Here is an 18,312-nt window from a genome sequence, read left to right on the forward strand (position 1 = left end):
TGAGATCCCAGCTTCCGCTGGGATGACGAAGGGAGTGAGCGTTAAATCGGATAATGGCCGGGCTGGGTCTCCATCGTGATCCAGCGCAATTCGGTGAAGCTGTCGATCCCGGCTCGGCCGCCGAACTTGCCGTATCCCGACGCCTTGACGCCTCCGAAGGGCATTTGCGCTTCGTCATGGACGGTCGGGCCGTTCACATGGCAGATGCCGGACTGGATTTGCCGAGCGACCCGTAGGCCGCGCGCCGTGTCGCGGGTAAAGACCGATGCGGACAGGCCATATTCGGTATCGTTGGCGAGTTCGATCGCATGCGCTTCATCGCGGGCGCGGATGATGCCGACGACCGGGCCGAAGCTCTCATCACGGAACAGCTTCATCTGCGGCGTGACGCGGTCGATGACATGGGCGGGCATCAAGACGCCATTCGCCTCACCGCCGTTCAGTTGGGTCGCGCCTGCCGTCAACGCATCATCGATGAGCGAACGAACATGGCAAACCGTCTTGTTGTCGACCACCGCGCCGAGCGGCGTCTTGCCCTCACGCGGGTCGCCCACCGCCATGGTGTCGACCTTGGCCTGGAACTTCTCTACAAAGGCTTCGGCGATGGCATCGACCACGATGATCCGCTCGGTCGACATGCAAATCTGGCCTTGGTTCATGAAGGCGCCGAACGCGGCGGCCTTCACCGCTTCGTCAAGATCGGCATCCTCCAGCACGATCAGCGGCGCCTTGCCGCCCAGTTCCAGCACCACAGGCTTCAGATGCTCAGCGCAGCGTTTCGCGATGATCCGGCCGACCGGGGTCGATCCGGTGAAGTTCACGCGGCGCACGGCTGGATGGTCGATCATCGCGCCGACCACATCGGCCGCATCCTGTGGCGCGTTGGTGATCAGGTTGACGATGCCGCCGGTGAAGCCCGCCTCCACAAAGGCCTGGACGATCAGGCCATGGGTGCGCGGACATTGTTCGGATGCCTTGAGCACCACGCTGTTGCCGCAGGCGAGCGGCACGGCGATGGCGCGGGTGGCGAGGATGATCGGCGCGTTCCACGGCGCCATCGACAGCACCACGCCCGCCGGTTCCCGGATCGCCATGGCGATGCAGCCGGGCTTGTCGGACGGGATCACCTCTCCGCCGATCTGGGTGGTGAGGGCGGCCGCTTCGCGCACCATGGAGCTGGATAGCATCAGGTTGAAGCGCGCCCAGCCTTCGGTCGCGCCGATTTCCTCCATCATCGCGTTGATGAAATCGTCCACGCGGGCATCGAGCGCGTCAGCGGCCTTCATCAGCAAGGCGCGGCGGGCATTGGGGCCGGTTTGCGACCAGGCGGGGAATGCGGCCTTGGCGGCATCGACCGCGGCAATGGCGTCTTCGACGCTGGCGGCGGCGGCCCGGGTGGCGACGGCGCCAGTGACCGGGTTCAACCGTTCGAAAGTCGATGCGGCACTGCGCGATTCGCCGCCGATAATCAGGGAAATTTCCGATGCGGACATGTGTCAGGTCCTTTCCTAATGTTATGTTGCATATCAATGTTGATTGTTCTGAGCAATAACATTATGAGGGAGTCATGAGCATGAGTCCTTCAGGCAACAGGCTGATCAATCCCGTCGCTTCGCGGCTGGGATATCGGCTGCGGCGTTCCTCCTCCGCGATGATGGCGACGCTGGGCGCGGGGTTGGAATTGGTCGGGCTGCGGCCGGTGGAAGCGACGATCCTCCTGACGATCGGCGCCAATCCGGGCTGCATCCAAAGCGACATCGGCCGCATGCTGGGGATTAAGCGCGCTAATATGGTGCCGCTGATCACTGGCCTCATCCAAAAGGATCTGGTGCAGAAGTCGCCGGTCGATGGACGTTCCTTCGCCCTGAGCCTGACCGCCGAGGGAGAGGATGTGCGCAGTGAGGCGGACGCGATCATGACCGCGCATGAACGTCGCTACACACGCTTGCTGACGCCCGAATATCAGGATGCGCTGCGCATCGTGCTGGACGTCCTGGAGCAGGAAGAAAATGCCACGCATGAGGAGGGGGAAGCGGCAGTCATCTAGGCCGCGCCATCTCCGCAGTGCGTACGTCATTTGGGAGCCTAACGCCGCAGCAAAAATAATGCGCGGCAAGCAGGGAGGATGCAATGGAGGCTAATTTCAGCGCGCAGATACTGCCCGCCCTTTACGGATGCTGCGACCGTCCAGAAAACTGGAGGCCGCTGCTGGACCAGATTTGTGCTGGCCTTGGCGTTCGCAGCGCGGCGGTGCAGATTTACCGGCAGGAGGGCGGCCATCTGATACAGCGGTGGCAGGAGCGGGATAGCTATTCCCACGCGAACGCCGCCCTGCATGACCGATGGATCAACAATCCAGACAATCCCCGGCTCGCCATCGTCCCGCGCGATCGCCTGGAAGCACAGCTCTCCGTCCGCACCGACACGCAGCGTTTCGATTCCACATCGCCGCAATTGCAGGAGACGCGGCATCGTCTGGCACAGATTGGCCTCAGGGGCGGGTCGGGCCTGCTGTTCGAATTCGAACCCTCGCGCTGGTTCAGCCTGATCCTGCACCGGCAGATTGGCGACACGGTGGAGCGGGACGGCAAGGATGCGGCTTTCCTGTCGGATATCGCGCCGCATCTTCTGACCCTGTCGCGCGTCTCGGCCACCGTGCGGGCGGCGCGTGCCGCGCAAGCCACATTAGCTTCGATCATGGATCGTCTGCGCCCCGGTGTCATTCTCTGCACCGCCAGCGGCGAGGTCCGCTGGCACAATCGCGCGGCGGCCACGATGCTGGCGAACGGGGCGCCGCTGATGCTGGACCATGGCCAACTGCGCGGGGTGTCGGCCGAAAGCCGCCAGCGGCTGGCGCGGCTTCTGTCGTCTCCTTGCGATGACGACATGGTCACGGCGGCATTCGGCGATCTGGACGACAGCATGGTGCAGGTCATTGCACTGCCCAACGGTGCGTTCAAGGCGACGGTGGCGCAGGGATGGGATGATGACCGGGACGGCGTCGCGCTGATCCTGATCGATCCGTCGCAGGCGCCCTTCCTATCGGCCGGGCACGTCACCTCGCTATTTGGCCTGACGCCTGCGGAGGCGCGATTGGCCGTCGCCTTGTCACAGGGCACATCGATCAACGCCTATGCTGATCGCCGTGGCGTGTCGGTCGGCACGGTGCGCATTCAGATGAAGCGCATCCTGGAAAAGACCGACAGTCGCCGTCAGGCGGACCTTGTCGCCAAGCTGTACGGTTCCGTCATCGCTCAGGTGCATGGCAATTTGCACTGAGCGGCGGTTGCGCGGCGTATCCCATTTGGGAGCCGCGATCTTCAAATCATCGGTCCAGAAAAAGCACGAAGCGACCGACAATTATCATTCGTCCAAAACAGAGGATGTGCGTGTGCACAAAGCATCAGGGTATCTTGTGAGTTTCGTTGCTGGCGCCATATGCGCGGCGGCTCAGCCTGTGTCGGCGCAGCAGACGTTGCCGCCCGTGCTGGCCGACGGACAACCATCCACGGTGCCGGTCGCCGTCCAGATCGCCCGCTGGCACATGCTGGATGGCGACATCAATTCCTTGACCTTCCGCAGCATGGACCGGCTGTTCACCACGCGCACCGTCGCCCATGCGGGAACGCCCTGGCGGCTGCCGCGCGCCGACGCGCCGCTGGATGTCAGCTACACTTTCGGCGGCAAGCGTTACACGGCGCAGGATTTCCTCGATCGCACCTACACCAACGCGCTGCTGGTGATGAAGGACGGCAAGATCGTCAGCGAAATCTACCGCAACAACAGCGACGAAAACAGCCGCTTCATCGGCTGGTCCATGACCAAGTCGGTCACGTCGCTGCTGGTCGGCTGTGCGCTGGCGGAAGGGCGGATCAAGTCGCTGGACGATGACATCACCGCTTACCTGCCCCAATTGAAGGGCGGCGGATATGACGGCGTGACCATTCGGCAGATCCTGCAGATGCGGTCTGGCGTCGATTATGAGGAACGCTACGACTTCGCCAATCCCGGCATCGCGGCGCGCAATCATGTCGACGCGCTGGTCAAGAATGTCGCGCGCTTTGCCGATGCCGCGCGGACGGTGAAGCGGCTGCATGCACCGGGCAGCGTGTTCCAGTACAAGACGCTCGACACCGCTGTGCTTGGCTGGTTGATCGAACGGGTCAGCGGCACGACCGTCGCGGGCTATACCGCGCAGAAATTGTGGGAACCGCTGGGCGCGGAGCAGGACGGCTTCTACATCATGGATGGGCAGCCGGGCACCGGCCGCGAATTCAGCGGCGCTGGCTTCAACGCCACGCTGCGCGACTATGGGCGGATCGGCCAGATGATGCTGGACGGCGGCCGCGCCAACGGACGGCAGGTGTTGCCCGCCGACTGGGTCCGCACATCGACGGCGCCGTCCGCGCCAGCCGATGACAAGATGCCAGGCATTCCGACCGGCTATGCGATGCAATGGTGGCTGCTGGACAATAGTGGCGCTTACAGCGCGGTAGGATTGCAAGGCCAATATATCTACGTCGATCCGCGATCCCGCACCGTCGTCGTCAAGATCAGCTATTTCCCGCCGGGCGATGAAAAGCCGACGGCGGAAACCGGCGCTTTCCTGAAGGCCGTGTCGGCCTGGTCTCCGAAATGACCGGAAGAACATCCAAAAAATAGGGAGGGAAGAATGAAACGCATATTGCTGACGGGCTCCACCGCCATCATGACCTTGTGGACGTCATCCGCCTGGGCGCAGGAAGCGGCCCCGCAGGCGGGATCGTCCAACACGCTGGGCGAGATCGTCGTGACGGCCCAGCGCCGGACGGAAAATCTGCAGAAGGTGCCGGTTGCCGCCAGCGCGCTGGACGCCAACGACCTGAAGGCGAATGCCGTCGTTCGCCTCAACGACCTTCAAAATGCAACGCCCGCGCTATCGATTTCCGACGCGGGTATCACGTCGGCGGTCAACATTCGCGGCATCGGCCTTGCCAGCAACTCGCCCAATGTGACCGCAGGTGTCGCCACCTATGTCGACGGGCTGTTCCAGCCGCCGATCGTCCAGGCGAACAGCTTCTACGATCTGGCGAGCGTTGAAGTGTTGCGCGGTCCGCAGGGAACTTTGGTCGGCAGCAACTCGACCGGTGGCGCGATCTTCATCAATTCGCGCAATCCTGATCTGAATGGCGTCAATGGCTATGCCGAAGGCAGCGCTGGCAACCGGGGGAATTTCGGATTGGAAGGCGCGGTGAACGTGCCGCTATCCTCTACTCTCGCGGTGCGCGGTGCGGGATTCTACCGGGGCCATGACAGCTATTTCAACGATGTCGGCCCCTTCAACAACAAGGCGGGCAAGCTGGATGAGAAGGGCGGACGCCTCGGGGTGCTGTGGCAGCCCGGAGACTTCCGCGCGCTGCTCAAGGTCCAGTATAACGACCGCGACATTGGCGGTTATGCCTATCGCCCGATCGAGGGCACGGAATTTGGTTCCTACCGGACCGGCGACATTTACACGCTGAACTACGACACACCGGTGGCGATCCGTGAAAAGGCGTTTATCTCCAGCCTGGAACTGCGGCAGGAATTCGCCAGCGGCATCGTGCTGCGGTCGATCAGCGGTTATCAGAGCAAGAAGATCGAGGGCGTTAACGATGTCGATGCATCGCCTGCGCCAGACGGTGTTGCCGAGGATTATTTCGCCCGCGAACGCCAGTATAGCGAGGAAGTCAACCTGATCTCACCAACCGGCGAAACGCTGGAATGGATTTTGGGCGGCTATTTCCAGCGTAACGAGATCAAGGTGCGCATTAGCCAACTGCAAGGTGGATTTTTCCCAACAGATATCCGGCCTGACAATGTGCGGACGACGCTGGGGATCTTCGCGCAGGGCAGTTACCGCGTGACGCCCGATGTCCAATTGCAGTTAGGCGCCCGCTATTCTCATTACAAAGCGACCGGCGTGGGCAATCTGTTTATTGGTGCAGGTGTCCCGGGATTCCCACCATCTGGCTTACCTGTCGACCTTTCTGGATCACATCAGGACGGCCGCGTGACCGGGAAAGCTGCGATCAACTGGACGATCAACGACGACCATCTGCTCTATGCATTCGTCGCGCGGGGATATAAGCCCGGCGGCTTCAACTCGGTGACCTCCGAGTTTCGTCCAGAAACGGTCTGGAACTATGAAATCGGCTGGAAGGCGAGTCTGTTCGACAAGCATGTCCGCACGCAGATTTCGGCTTTCTATAACGACTATTCCGACTTCCAGTTTGAGGTGATCGAGCCGACAACCGGTTTCAACGGCGTCCAGAATATCTCGCAGGGCAAGATCAAGGGCTTTGAAGCACAGTTGCAGAGCAAGTTCGGCGGCTTCAGTTTCGACGCCAATGTTGCCTATGTTCATTCGAAGTTGGCCGGGCTGACCTTCATCGACACGCGGCTCATTCCGTCAGGGACGCAAGGCCCACAATGTTCGGTGGGTGCGCCAACTCCGGGGTGCTTCGATTACACAAGTGCAATTACCACCACGGATGGCGGTCCCAACCTTTATTCGCCGAAGTGGACCTATGGCGGCACGGCGGCCTATGAGTTCCAGCTGGGCGATGACGTGACGCTGACGCCGCGCGTCAGCTATTCCTATGTTGGGCCGCGCTTCACCTATCTCGCTTACTCGCCGGTGTCCGACCGGATCGGGGGATATGGGTTGTTGTCCGGCCTTGTCACCTTGCGCACCGGCCAGTTCCATATCGAGGCCTATGGCACCAACCTGACCGGCAAGCACTATGTCAGCGGCCAGTTTGGTCTCAATGAATTTTACGGTGCGCCGCGCGAATATGGTATTCGCGCAGGCTTCACCTTCTGAAGTTGAGGGAAACCCGCCGCCATCGGGTGGCGGGTTTCAGGATTGGTGCTTTGGAGCTTGTTCGATCCGGCCAGATTGAACAAGCTCCACTTACTCCGGCAGCATCGCTGCAAGCAAATCCTAGAGCATGATCCGATCAGACTGGATCGGATCATGCTCCATTTGTCTTTTGTTTCCGTATTTTCCGAGCCAGCAGATGATGCCATCTGCTTCGAAAATGCTCTAGTCAAGAAATCGTGCCTTGGTCAGGCATTCCTCCCATTCCGCGAGGGGATCGGAGTCAGCGACGATGCCGGACCCGAGGTCGATCGTCAGCCGCCGTTCTGCCGGTGAGACGGTCAGGGTACGGATCGCAACGTTGAAACGCGCGTCACCGTCCGGGCTGAAATGGCCGATTGATCCTGTGTAGATGCCGCGTGGCCTGTCTTCCAGCTGTGCAATCACTTGCGCCGCACGGATCTTGGGCGCTCCAGTGATTGAGCCGCAGGGGAACAGGGCGGCGAGGATGTCGAAAGCGTCCACATCCTCGCGGCGGCGCGCCGTCACGGCAGAGACCATCTGGTGGACCGTCGGATAGGTTTCGACCGAGAAAAGCTGAGGCACCTTCACCGATCCAGGCTCCGCCACCCGAGACAGGTCATTGCGCATCAGATCGACGATCATCAGATTTTCGGCACGTTGTTTGGGATCAGCGGCGAGCGACTGTGCAACGGCAGCGTCCGCTACGGGATCGGCATGTCGCTCCGCCGTACCCTTCATCGGACGACAGGCGATGTCGCGCCCAGTCACCGTGAAGAACAACTCCGGCGAGAAGGAGAAGATGAGGGCTGCGCCAGTGGATATGATCGCGCCATAGGGGGCGCGCTGGCGCTGCCGCAGCCGGGTGTAGAGCGCCAGCGGATCACCGTCGAAGTCCATCCCGGCGCGAAAGGTGAGGTTGGCCTGATACAGATCGCCTGCACGAATGAGTTCGAGCAGGTCCTCGATCCGCCCCATATGCTGCCCTTTCGCGCTGGCGGGCGTCAGTGGCCCCATGCGGAACGCCGCATCGTTGGGGAGCAGGTTCGCGAACATTTGTGACGGCAGCACCAATGGGGTCCTGAATATCCCGAACCAGAGGAGCGGCCCGCAGGAGGGGGTAACCGGCATGGCGGGATCGAAGGCGGCGGCGGCATCATAGCTGACAAACCCGGCGGCGTGTGCGCCTTGTCTCGTAGCTGCGCGCACCGCTTCCAGTGCAGGTACGACTTCCGAGAGCGTCGCAGCCTCGATCACTTGCATCGGATGGGTGAAGAGCGTGACGTCGCCGTTGGGCGAGGATGCGTCGTCTAAAAGCACATAGGGTTGATCGAAGGCCGACAGGAAACCCAAGGCCTTCACACCACATTCTGGTCGGGCCGATTGCGGCGGCACAGTAAGAAGATGGTTCATTGCACGCTCCACCTCGCACGCGCCGAGAAATCTTCGGCCTCCGAACGAGCTTTAGGTCTGCTGTGGCCCCACATCGCGCCGTGGCGATCATTCGAACTGATCCGCAGATATTCATTTTTTCTAAGTCTTGGTCTGAAGATATATTCCACGGGAGGGAATGAAACGGAGATAAAATAAGATTTATCAGTCTCTTGACGATGATTATGGCCCCATCACCTGCAACGAGCCGGATGAAGGTCAAGAGGATGACGACCGCCACTATTTCCTTTTCATAATTTATGTGAAACTGTTCCAGTCAGGAGAGCGGTGGATGATCGAGCAATTCTCGACGCAGGACGTCGCCAGGCGTGATCGCTTGGCTTACTGGAACAGGATCGCCTCTGGCCGGTCCGCCGGGCTGATGATCGACAGTTCCAACCACGAATTTCTCGGGCAGCTTGGTTGTTGGACGCTGGGCGACCTCACCATTTTCAAGGCACGGGCAGAATCTTCGGTCGTGTCGCGCAGCGCGCGACACCATGGGGAAGAGCGGCTGCTGGTGCATCTCCAGACCCTTGGTCTCAGCGAGCAGCGCCAATCCGGCCGCGAATGCGTCCTGCGGCCCGGCGACCTTTCCATCTGCACCACCGCAGCGCCGATGCGGATCGAGGTTGCATCCCATGAAATGATGGTGGTCGATGTCGCCCGCCATGAACTGGAACAGCGGGTGCCGCAGCTGGACCTCCATATCGGCAGTCCGACGCCCGGCAATTCGCCGACCGTCCACAGTTTTCACCAACTCGCTCTTGCCCTGTGGCGAGAGGCGGAGAGCCGCGCCGCGCCGCCTGATCCAAGTTGGGCCGAGGGCGCCGAAACGCTGATGCTGGACCTGCTGGGCCTTGCCTTGCGCAGCGCTGTGCGCGGCGGCCCCAATGTCGATGGCCGGGGACTGGCGCGGGTCAAGGCGATCGTGGAGGCACGGCTGGGCGACCCGAATCTCGACACGGAATCCATCGCGCGCGAAGTTGGCATATCGCCCCGAACGATCCAGACCTGGTTCGCGGCTGAAAGCACGACGCTGCGCGCCTATATATTGGACCGGCGGCTGGAACGGGCGTTGGAAATGCTTGCGGCCGACCGGGCGGCGAACATCACCGCGATCGCCCTTGAACTCGGCTTCAACGACCCTGCTTATTTCGCGCGCTGCTTCCGCAAGCGGCACGGCTATTCACCTCGCGAAGGGCGCCAGATCGCGCGCGCCTGACCAGCGGTAATTTCCAAAGATCGTCCATCGGCCGCTCCGATCGCAGGAGCGCGCCTATCATCAGCATGCAGGAGTGACGCAGATGACCAACGGATTGCTTGCCGGGAAAACGGGCTTTGTCACTGGCGCTGCCAGCGGCATCGGGCGCGGCATCGCGAAGGTGCTGGCGGCGGAAGGGGCGCATGTCGTGTTGAGCGACCTCACCTCCTCTGCGGCAGAAGGCGCGCAAGCGGTTGCGGAGATCGAAGCGGCGGGCGGCACCGCGCGCTTTATGGCGGCCGATGTTACCAGCGCGGCCGATATCGACGCGCTGATTGCGCAGACGCGCGCGATCGATGGGCGTATCGACTTCGCCGTCAACAATGCGGGCATCGGCCTTAAATCCATGCTGGCGGACAGCAGCGATGATCTGTGGGACAAGGTGAACGATGTGAACCTCAAAAGCTGCTTCCGCATCATGCGCGGCGCTCTGACCGTTATGCGGGAGCAGGGTGGCGGCAGCATCGTCAACGTCTCATCCATCGCGGGAGCGGTGGGCCTCCGCGAAGCAGGCGTCTATGCGGCGACTAAGCATGCGATCCTTGGTCTGACGCGAACGGCGGCGGGGGAGAATGGCGACGTCAATGTGCGCGTTAATGCCATCCTGCCCAACGCGATCCGCTCCAAGCTGCTCGAGGGCACTTCGCCCGAGTTCCTGGAAGCGCTGCTTGCGCCCCAGGCGATCAAGCGGCTGGGCGAGCCGGAGGAGTGCGGGCACCTTACGGCCTTCCTGCTGTCGGACAGGGCGGCCTTCATCACCGGCGCGTGCATCCCGATCGATGGCGGTTATCTGGCAAACTGACCAAGGCAGAAATTCGCATTCGTGAAAATTCGCGGAAATGAATCAAATTGCGCTGGAGTCCTGATCGGCAGCGCTCCAGTGCAAGCGGGAGAGGCGGGTTTCTGTCATTTCGATGGGGAGCGCGAAAAGCGTCCATTGCCGAGGGGAGGAACCATGATCAAGATGATAGCCGCATTGCCCGTTGCGTCGGTGCTGGCCATAGCGGCCGGGACTTTGACACCGGGGTACGCCCAGGAAGTGACGCCCGCACCCGCTGGCACCACCGCCACGCCCGATCCAGTGCCTGCCGCTGAGGAAGTGCCCCAGACCGGTGGCGTCCAGGACATCGTCGTCACGGCCCAGCGTCGTTCGGAAAATGTGCAGAAGGTGCCGATCGCGATTACCGCCTTCACCAACGATGCATTGCAGGAGCGCGCGGTGCAGAGCGTGGCGTCGCTTTCGGGCCTGGCCCCCAATGTGACATTCGATGCGGGTACGCCCTTTTCCGGGTCGTCATCGGTGCTGGCAGCCTATGTCCGCGGCATCGGATCGAACGACTTCGCGTTCAACATCGATCCGGGCGTCGGCGTCTATCTGGACGGCGTCTATTTGGCACGTTCGGTCGGCGCGAACCAGGAACTGGGCGACGTCGAGCGGATCGAAGTGCTTAAAGGTCCGCAGGGCACGCTGTTCGGCCGCAACACCATCGGCGGCGCGATTTCCATTGTCACCCATGATCCGGGTGACAAGTTCCGCTTCATCGGCGATGCGACGGTGGGCAGCTACAGGCTGTTCCAGGCGCGCGGCACGGCGGACATTCCGATCAGCGACACGCTGGCGAGCTCGGTGTCCTTTTCCGTCAAGACGCGCAACGGCTATTTCAAGCGCAAGCCTTTCCCGGGCGCGCAGCCGGGCACCTATCAGGTCGAACCGGCGACCGCCTATTCCGCGTCCGGTTATGAAAATGCCGGGATCGGCCGTGAGGGCGGCGAAGATGCCTGGAGCCTGCGCACCAAGCTGCGCTGGGAACCGAGCGATGCCGTGCGCGTGTCGTTGACCGGGGACTATAGCAACAGCAAGCAGGAACAGCTCCCCAACACGCTGCTGGCGACCACACCCAATGTCGCGGGCGGCGCGTTCGATGTGTTCGCGGGCAGCTATAACTGCGCCATTGCGGGCCAATCGACCGGGTGCGGCAACGGCCCGCCGTCTTTCGTCTATGCCTTTCGGCGTGCCGGGCGCACCGGCTTGTTTGACCTGCCCGCGATCTTCGGCGTCAATGCCGACGCCAATCCCGACAACAACCGCCTACCTTACGACAATCGCTTTGTGACGGGCGACAAGGACAGCAGCTACGCAACGGGATCCAACTTCTCGCGCATGCAATCCTACGGCGCCGCAGGAACGATCGAATATGATCTGTCCGACAGCCTGACGCTGAAATCCATTACGGCTTATCGCGAACTGCACTGGAAGGCGGGGCTGGATAATGACGGGTCGCCGCTCAACATGCTTCAGATCAGTTTCGAGATGAATCAGAAGCAGTTCAGCCAGGAGTTCCAGATGCTAGGCAACGCGCTGGACGAACGGCTGAAGTATGTTCTTGGCGCTTATTATTTCGAAGAGTCGGGTAACCTTCATGAATATGTGACCTTCGCCGAAGGGTTGCTGTCTATCGACGGCAACAACCTTCTGAGCACCAAGAATGGCGCTGTGTTCGGGCAGTTGGACTTTAAGCCGATCGACCTGGTCGGCATCACGGTCGGCGCGCGCTATACCAAGGAAAAGAAGTCGTTCGAAGGGTTTCAGACCGATCTCAACGGCCTGACCTACAAGATCCTGAACGGCTTTGGCGTCCCGCCCTGCGCATCGCTGACCCCGATCAGCGACGATTGCCGGATCGCGGCAGGCTTCCCCAACGCCAACGCCCCGCTGCAGCTTTATCCCGGTGGCGTGAACCGCAAGACCTTCGACAATTTCTCGCCCAAGATCGGCGTCCAGCTTTATCCCAGCGACGACCTTATGGCCTATGCTTCCTGGTCGAAAGGGTACAAGACCGGCGGTTGGACGACGCGCCTATCGAACCCGCTCCCCGATGCTCCGAACTTTGACGAGGAAAAGGCGACGACTTGGGAAATCGGGCTCAAGTCGAAGCTGTTCGACCGGCGTCTGCAGCTAAACTTCGCGGCCTTCACCACCAACTATAAGGGCATCCAGCTGAACTTCCAGCAGGGCGTGTCCCCCACCATCCAGAACGCCGGTGACGCCCGCATCAAGGGGTTCGAGGCCGAAGCGGTCTTCGCGCCCATCCGCGCCTTCGCCCTGACGACATCGCTCGGCTATATCGACGCCAAATATACCTCGGTACTGCCGGGCGCGGTTGTCGCGCCCAGCGTGATCCAGGGCGGTGTGTTCGTGGGTGCCGAACTGCCCAAGACGCCGCATTGGAAGGTCAATGTCAGCCCGCGCGTCGAGCTGGATGTGGGCAGCAGCGGCGCGAAGCTCATAATGTTGGCCGACTGGACCTACACGTCGCGGATGCGCAACGACACCGAAGGGACCTTCCTGCTCAACCGCAAGGCTTCGAACGTCGTCAATGCCAACGTCACGCTGCGCCTGCCTGACGACCGCTACAGCGTCACGGTGGGCGGCACTAACGTCTTCAACGAACGTTTCCTGACCACGGGTCAGGCGCAGATCGCCGGGGGGCAATTCTACGGCACCTATAATCGTCCGGCCGAATGGTATGCCAGGCTGGGCGTGAAGTTCTGATCAACCCCACATAACGGAAACAGGATCGCATCATCATGTCCACTGTAATGACCGCCCCCCCATCGACCGCCTTCAAGATCGTCGATGTGCCCGAAAACCTGTCTCATGTGATTGAGGCGCATGGCGTCAAGGGCAGCTTCATCGGGCCGTCGGAGGCGGAAAGTCCTTGGGTGCCGTTCGGTCCCAACGCCGCCATTCGTCACCTCGCGTTCGACGTCCGCCAGAACATCTATTGCAATGTGCTCTGGTTGAAAGGACCGGGCGTCGTCGGCACGCACAAGCATCGCGGGCGGCTAGTCATGATGTGCCTGGAAGGCAGCCTGCGCTATCTGGAGCATGATTGGGTCGCAGGCCCAGGCGACTTCTTCTTGGAAGTGCCCGGCGAACGGCACACACTGGTCAGCGAGCATCCCCAGGGTGGCAAACTGTGGGGATGGATGCAGGGGCCGATCGAATTCTACGACGAGGATGGCAAGTTCGTGGAGACGGCCGATGTATGGTGGTTCATCAACCATTATGAGAGCTACTGCCGGGAAAACAACTTGCCCATCAACCCGCAACTCTACCTCTGAGCGGGGGCGTCCGCCGGGAGGAGCAGCCCGCCTCCCGGCGGATGGATTGCAAAATGACCAAGAGCAGGCCCCTGCCACGTAACGCCGCAGCGCCGAAGACCTCATGAGCTTCCCAACCCCTGACCAGCGCCGCGCAATCGAGTGGGATTGTACCCGTCTCGTCCACCATTATGCCAATCTCAACGATGCGGCGAAATGGGAAGCCGCAGCCCATTTGTTCACGGATGATGGCCGGTTATCCCGGCCAACCGCGCCCGATCAGCCGATTGTTGGCCGCGAAGCTATATTGGCCGCCTTCCTCGCCCGCCCGCCGCGTACCACCCGCCATGTCTGCGCCAATGTCGTCATCGACGTTCTCAGCACAGATGAGGCCACAGGCGAAAGCGCTATGCTGTTATTCGTCGGCCCAGGCACGCCGTTGGTGGGATCATTCAAGGACAGGTTCATCCGCACCACTGGAGGATGGCGTTTCCTGGAACGCAGCGGATCGCTCATCTTTTCGGCATGAGGCTATTCCATTTCATTCCTGATGCTAAAGTCGGGCCATGAACGAACAGACGCTATCGCCCACCGTCAAATCCGCCATGCGCACGATCGACATCATCGAATATGTCGTGTCGTGCCGCCGCCCACTAGTGGCGCAGGAGATCGCGCAGGCTCTGTCGATCCCTGTCAGCAGCCTGTCCTACCTGCTCGCGACGCTGACGGAGCGCGGCTATCTGCAACGCGAAGGTCGCCGCTACAGCGCCGGGCCGGGGTTGGCCCGGTTACAGGGGCCGACGCCTGCCTTCTCGCTCGCCGAACGGGCCGCGCCGCTGGTGCGGTCGCTCCGCGTCCAGCTGAACGAGACCAGCTCCTTCTTCGTGCGCAAGGGGTGGGAGATGGAAGCGCTGATCACCGAAACCAGCGACCATGCGCTGCGCTATGCCGTGCAGACCGGCCGTCGCACGCCGCTCCACTGTTTTTCGGCGGGCAAGGCCTTGCTGGCGGCGATGCCGGACGAAGAGTTCGAACGCTATCTGGAGGAAAGCCGTCGCGAGGCGCTGACTCCCACGACGATCACGGACGCGGATGCCCTGCGGCAGGAGATCAGGCTGGTGCGGCAGACGGGCGTGGCGCGCACGCGGGAAGAAAGCACGCCCGGCATTTACGGCTTGGCCTATGTGGCGCGCGCGGATGGGGAAGTGGCCGGGGCGTTCAGCGTCGCCGTGCCGGTAGTGCGGTTCGATGAGGAACTCGACCGGCGCGTGGTGTCCGCGCTGACACGGACGGCGGCTTTGTTCGATATTGCCTGAAGTATGCTGCTGATCCCGGCGCCGTTCGCGCTCAGGGCAAACGGGTGAAGGATATACGCCGTGCTCCTGCGAAGGCAGGAGCCCAGGTCCAAGCGCCGAATTAGGCTCTTGCCTTTGCAGGAGCACAGCAGCACTGCCTCCAAAAAATCCGGCGGGATGCCGGGAGAAAAACACCCCGCCGGTTGGATGATCAGGCGGTCTTGCGGGTCCGCCATCCATCCGCATAGCTGTCACGCGCGACTTCGGAATAGGGCGCGGGGCTGACAGTGGCGTGAATTTCGACCTGGATGTGCGGCTCGACGGTCGGCTTGCTGGTACCGCCATCGGGTTCGCCCCACAGCAGCGTCACCTTCGTGCCGGGCTCGGCATATTCGGCGTCCAACATCGCCAGCGTCAGCATGCGGCCTTCATTGGCGCTGTAGCCGACCCAGGTGGACAGGCCGACCTGCTTGCCATCGACCAGCACCGAGTCATAGGGGTGCATCGAATAGACCGCCGAGGGGAATTCGAAATATTTCGCGCGGTCGCCCTTCTGGAAAGCGGAGCTGATGACGCGGGCGACGTCTTGGCTGTCGAGCGCCAGCGTCACCTTCTTGCGATGCGGTCCGGCCGCGATCTTCTCCAGCGCTTCGCGGCCGATAAAATCATGATCGAACTTCACGAACAGACCATAACCGAGATCCCAGGGGGTCAGATAATAGCCATCGATGCTGTCGGGGACATAGCTGCCGCCGATCGACGCCTTGGCTTCGTAGGAGTTGGCGGTCAGCCATTCGCGATAGGGCTTGAGCGCTTCGCCGCTGTAGACGGCAGGCAGGGGGGAGGGGATCCAGCCCGATTCGAGCGTGTTGGACGAATAGGTGCGGCCGCCCACCAGCGTCAGGCCGAAGGGTTCGCCCGCCTTGATCAGCGCCTGGCGCACGGTTTCGCGCTCGGCCCAGGGACCGAACAGCTCATAGCCCGGCTGACCCGCCATGCCGTGGCGGAGCGCGCGCACCTTGCAACCGGCGATGTCGAGCGTGGTCATATGGAAGAATTTGAGGTCGGGCGGGGTCTGGCCCATTGCCGCCTCAAGCGTCTGCATCGCGTTCGGCCCTTGCAGCTGATAGCGGTAAGACTTGCGGTTTTCCGGGTCAGGGCGGACGGCGGTGCGCTCGTCGCGTTCGACGGTGACGTTCCACTTGCCGGTCTGGGCATGATATTCCACCCACTCGATGGCGGGGGCACGGCCGACCAGGTTGAAGCGGTTTTCTTCAAGGTAGAAGAGGATCACGTCGCCGATGACGTAGCCGTCGGGCGTGACCGGCACCCACTGTTTGGCGCGATCGGGAATGAAGCCCTTGAAGCTGTTGATGCCGAGATGGTTCAGCATCGCGAAGGCGTCGGGCCCACTGACTTCCAGATCGACCATGTGATAGGACTGATTGAACAGCACGGCCTTCTGCGCCCATGCGGTCTGTTCGTTGCGCCAGTTGGAATATTCCGCGGGAACGCCCGGATAGGCGTTGGGGCCGGTCTGCTGGTTGCGCAGGAAGTGAACGAGGTCACCCTTGCCTTCGACCAGATTTTGCAGGCTTTCAGTCATTCATCGTCTCCCATCATGGTATTGGAGCCGACGGGCATGTCCAGCCAGTCGGCTATGGCTTCGTTAAGGGCATCAGGCGCCTCGGCGGGCAGCATGTGGCCCGCCCCGGCGATGATCTTGAGGTGCGCACCGGGGATGCGCGCAGCTATGGCGCGGTGCTGTTCGGGCGGGCTCCATTCATCAGCGTCGCCCACCGCGACCAGCGTCGGACAGGCGATGTTCGGCAGCAGCGATTCGACCTGCGGGCGGCCGAGAAGGGCGGTGATCTGCGACGCATAGGTTTCGATCCCGGCCTGTGTCGCCATTAGGTGCAGCGGCGCGATCAACTCTTGATCGGCGCGGCGGGCAGGGGCGACCATGGGGGGAAGCCAGCGGTCCACCAGTGCGGCCATGCCCTCCGCCCGGGCGAGCGCCAGCAGGGTGTGGCGCTTCTCTGCCTCTCCTTCACGGACGGTGTGTGTGCCGGTGCTAATCAGAGCGAGCTTTTCCACGCGCTCAGGGGCAAGCCGCACAACCTCTAGTGCGACCCGTGCGCCCATAGAATGGCCGAGCAGCGCCATCTTCTCGGGGCCAGAGGCGATCACGCGCTGCGCCATCTCCGCGATGCTGTCACACGCGCCAAAGCCATCGATTGCGAAGGCGTCGGGGAAACGCTTCAGCTGCGCGCCAAACATGCGGGAGTCGCAGAGAAGGCCGGGCAGAAGGACAAGATTTGCGGTGGAAGCGGACACGATGAAATCGCCTTAATTCGTATTCGTGAAATTTCCTATATACGAATTAAAGGAAAGGCGCTAGAGAAGAAATGGCAAAAAGATCGAGTGGCCGACGCTGCTCGGCAAAGCCCAAACACTTCAGGAGAGCGGTCATGGCGGGCGCGGCGACGATCCACCCGAACTGGGAACAGCATATCCCCAAGCGGATCACGGATGGCTATTCGATCGAGATGACGGCCAAGGATTGCGACGCCCTGGGTTCCGCCGCGTCGATGCTGGCGCCGGAAACGCCGATCGCCATAACTTTCCTGCCGGGCGAGACGATCGATGCGCGGATCGACGCGGCGAAGCTGGTCCGTGACCTTGGCTTTGAACCCATGTCGCATCTGTCGGCGCGGCGGATCGGGTCCTTTGAGGAGCTGGAACAGACGGTGCGCCGGTCGGCCGAGGAAGCAGGCGTGCGCCGCATGTTCCTGGTGGCGGGCGATCCTCCCGTTCCTGCGGGGCCGTTCGAGGATGCGCTTTCGTTGCTTCGCACCGGCCTATTCGAAACGCATGGCGTGAAGGCGATCGGTATTGCGGGGCATCCGGAAGGACATCCGGTGATGGACGAAGAGGCCCGGTGGAGCGCGCTTCTGGCGAAGTGCGCGGAGGTGTCGGATCGCGGCATGGCCCCGCTGATCGTCACCCAGTTCGGGTTCGATGCGGCGCCGGTGCTCGACTGGCTGATCGAACTGCGGCGGCGGGGCATCGATGCGCCTGTGCGGATCGGTGTGCCGGGGCCGGCGGGGATCAAGACGCTGCTGCGTTTTGCTGCCCATTGCGGCGTGGGCGCGTCCGCTTCGGTGCTTGCCAAATACGGGATTTCCCTGTCGCGCCTGCTGGGCGCGGCTGGGCCAGACCGGCTGGTGGGCGACATCGCCGCTGGCCTGCATTCCGGCCATGGTCCGGTGCGGCTGCACTTCTATCCGTTCGGCGGCTTGGCGCGGACGGCGGAGTGGATCGGGCAGCACCGGTCGAACCAGAATTAACGCACA

15 protein-coding genes are annotated in these 18,312 nt (G+C 62.1%); 11 read left to right on the top strand and 4 right to left on the bottom strand.

Annotated features, from left to right (window positions below):
* Positions 1–41: 41 nt before the first annotated feature.
* Entirely contained in the window at positions 42–1,493 is a 1,452-nt protein-coding gene (locus ACZ51H_RS02690) for an aldehyde dehydrogenase (RefSeq protein WP_464802363.1), read from the bottom strand.
* Positions 1,494–1,567: 74 nt separating this feature from the next.
* On the opposite strand from ACZ51H_RS02690, the gene ACZ51H_RS02695 reads away from it, so the two are divergent.
* The 4 genes from ACZ51H_RS02695 (at position 1,568) to ACZ51H_RS02710 (ending at position 6,844) form a co-directional block, all read left to right on the top strand.
* The gene (locus ACZ51H_RS02695) at positions 1,568–2,047 is read left to right on the top strand and encodes a MarR family winged helix-turn-helix transcriptional regulator (protein ID WP_449471726.1); all 480 of its coding nucleotides are present in this window, start codon (positions 1,568–1,570) and stop codon (positions 2,045–2,047) included.
* Positions 2,048–2,130: 83 nt separating this feature from the next.
* The gene (locus ACZ51H_RS02700; RefSeq protein WP_464802364.1) at positions 2,131–3,279 is read left to right on the top strand and encodes a helix-turn-helix transcriptional regulator; all 1,149 of its coding nucleotides are present in this window, start codon (positions 2,131–2,133) and stop codon (positions 3,277–3,279) included.
* 136 nt (positions 3,280–3,415) lie between these two features.
* The gene (locus tag ACZ51H_RS02705; RefSeq protein ID WP_464802365.1) at positions 3,416–4,639 is read left to right on the top strand and encodes a serine hydrolase domain-containing protein; all 1,224 of its coding nucleotides are present in this window, start codon (positions 3,416–3,418) and stop codon (positions 4,637–4,639) included.
* Positions 4,640–4,672: 33 nt separating this feature from the next.
* On the top strand, positions 4,673–6,844 hold the full coding sequence (locus ACZ51H_RS02710; protein WP_464802366.1) for a TonB-dependent receptor: 2,172 nt from the start codon (positions 4,673–4,675) through the stop codon (positions 6,842–6,844).
* A gap of 222 nt (positions 6,845–7,066) precedes the next feature.
* Here the strand turns inward: ACZ51H_RS02710 and pabB are convergent, their stop codons facing one another.
* Positions 7,067–8,275 carry an aminodeoxychorismate synthase component I gene (gene pabB / locus ACZ51H_RS02715; RefSeq protein ID WP_464802367.1) on the bottom strand — a complete coding sequence of 403 codons (1,209 nt, stop codon included), beginning with the start codon at positions 8,273–8,275 and terminating at the stop codon, positions 7,067–7,069.
* A gap of 310 nt (positions 8,276–8,585) precedes the next feature.
* Here pabB and ACZ51H_RS02720 point away from each other — a divergent pair, with 310 nt between their 5' ends.
* The 6 genes from ACZ51H_RS02720 to ACZ51H_RS02745 all read left to right on the top strand — a co-directional run bounded on the left by ACZ51H_RS02720 (position 8,586) and on the right by ACZ51H_RS02745 (position 14,977).
* The gene (locus ACZ51H_RS02720; protein ID WP_464802368.1) at positions 8,586–9,518 is read left to right on the top strand and encodes an AraC family transcriptional regulator; all 933 of its coding nucleotides are present in this window, start codon (positions 8,586–8,588) and stop codon (positions 9,516–9,518) included.
* Between the two features lie 82 nt (positions 9,519–9,600).
* A complete protein-coding gene (locus tag ACZ51H_RS02725; protein WP_464802369.1) occupies positions 9,601–10,359 on the top strand; it encodes an SDR family NAD(P)-dependent oxidoreductase in 759 nt (252 codons plus the stop codon).
* 153 nt (positions 10,360–10,512) lie between these two features.
* Positions 10,513–13,110, top strand: a complete 2,598-nt coding sequence (locus ACZ51H_RS02730; protein WP_464802370.1) for a TonB-dependent receptor — start codon at positions 10,513–10,515, stop codon at positions 13,108–13,110.
* A 35-nt stretch (positions 13,111–13,145) separates the two neighbouring features.
* The gene (locus tag ACZ51H_RS02735) at positions 13,146–13,682 is read left to right on the top strand and encodes a 2,4'-dihydroxyacetophenone dioxygenase family protein (protein ID WP_449471741.1); all 537 of its coding nucleotides are present in this window, start codon (positions 13,146–13,148) and stop codon (positions 13,680–13,682) included.
* A gap of 103 nt (positions 13,683–13,785) precedes the next feature.
* Entirely contained in the window at positions 13,786–14,190 is a 405-nt protein-coding gene (locus ACZ51H_RS02740; RefSeq protein ID WP_449471742.1) for a nuclear transport factor 2 family protein, read from the top strand.
* 37 nt (positions 14,191–14,227) lie between these two features.
* Positions 14,228–14,977: an IclR family transcriptional regulator gene (locus ACZ51H_RS02745; RefSeq protein ID WP_449471744.1), complete on the top strand. Its 750-nt coding sequence runs from the start codon at positions 14,228–14,230 to the stop codon at positions 14,975–14,977.
* A 190-nt stretch (positions 14,978–15,167) separates the two neighbouring features.
* Here the strand turns inward: ACZ51H_RS02745 and desA are convergent, their stop codons facing one another.
* Both desA and ACZ51H_RS02755 read right to left on the bottom strand, forming a co-directional pair.
* On the bottom strand, positions 15,168–16,562 hold the full coding sequence (gene desA, locus ACZ51H_RS02750; RefSeq protein WP_449471745.1) for a syringate O-demethylase: 1,395 nt from the start codon (positions 16,560–16,562) through the stop codon (positions 15,168–15,170).
* Positions 16,559–17,293, bottom strand: coding sequence for an alpha/beta fold hydrolase (locus ACZ51H_RS02755; protein ID WP_464772105.1), 735 nt, complete (start codon positions 17,291–17,293; stop codon positions 16,559–16,561). The genes desA and ACZ51H_RS02755 overlap by 4 nt, the downstream gene beginning before the upstream one ends.
* Positions 17,294–17,427: 134 nt before the next feature.
* Between ACZ51H_RS02755 and ACZ51H_RS02760 the strand changes: the two genes are divergently transcribed.
* Positions 17,428–18,306 carry a methylenetetrahydrofolate reductase gene (locus tag ACZ51H_RS02760; protein ID WP_464802371.1) on the top strand — a complete coding sequence of 293 codons (879 nt, stop codon included), beginning with the start codon at positions 17,428–17,430 and terminating at the stop codon, positions 18,304–18,306.
* The last annotated feature ends 6 nt before the right edge of the window (positions 18,307–18,312 follow it).

It is taken from the genome of Sphingobium sp. TomMM15, from assembly GCF_055397045.1.

Bases quoted from the DNA above. Each gene is read 5' to 3' on its own strand.
- ACZ51H_RS02695 (WP_449471726.1), top strand. From the start codon at position 1,568: ATGAGCATGAGTCCTTCAGGCAACAGGCTGATCAATCCCGTCGCTTCG.
- pabB (WP_464802367.1), bottom strand. From the start codon at position 8,275: ATGAACCATCTTCTTACTGTGCCGCCGCAATCGGCCCGACCAGAATGT.
- ACZ51H_RS02690 (WP_464802363.1), bottom strand. From the start codon at position 1,493: ATGTCCGCATCGGAAATTTCCCTGATTATCGGCGGCGAATCGCGCAGT.
- ACZ51H_RS02725 (WP_464802369.1), top strand. From the start codon at position 9,601: ATGACCAACGGATTGCTTGCCGGGAAAACGGGCTTTGTCACTGGCGCT.
- ACZ51H_RS02710 (WP_464802366.1), top strand. From the start codon at position 4,673: ATGAAACGCATATTGCTGACGGGCTCCACCGCCATCATGACCTTGTGG.
- ACZ51H_RS02735 (WP_449471741.1), top strand. From the start codon at position 13,146: ATGTCCACTGTAATGACCGCCCCCCCATCGACCGCCTTCAAGATCGTC.
- ACZ51H_RS02745 (WP_449471744.1), top strand. From the start codon at position 14,228: ATGAACGAACAGACGCTATCGCCCACCGTCAAATCCGCCATGCGCACG.
- desA (WP_449471745.1), bottom strand. From the start codon at position 16,562: ATGACTGAAAGCCTGCAAAATCTGGTCGAAGGCAAGGGTGACCTCGTT.
- ACZ51H_RS02720 (WP_464802368.1), top strand. From the start codon at position 8,586: ATGATCGAGCAATTCTCGACGCAGGACGTCGCCAGGCGTGATCGCTTG.
- ACZ51H_RS02760 (WP_464802371.1), top strand. From the start codon at position 17,428: ATGGCGGGCGCGGCGACGATCCACCCGAACTGGGAACAGCATATCCCC.
- ACZ51H_RS02740 (WP_449471742.1), top strand. From the start codon at position 13,786: ATGAGCTTCCCAACCCCTGACCAGCGCCGCGCAATCGAGTGGGATTGT.
- ACZ51H_RS02700 (WP_464802364.1), top strand. From the start codon at position 2,131: ATGGAGGCTAATTTCAGCGCGCAGATACTGCCCGCCCTTTACGGATGC.
- ACZ51H_RS02730 (WP_464802370.1), top strand. From the start codon at position 10,513: ATGATCAAGATGATAGCCGCATTGCCCGTTGCGTCGGTGCTGGCCATA.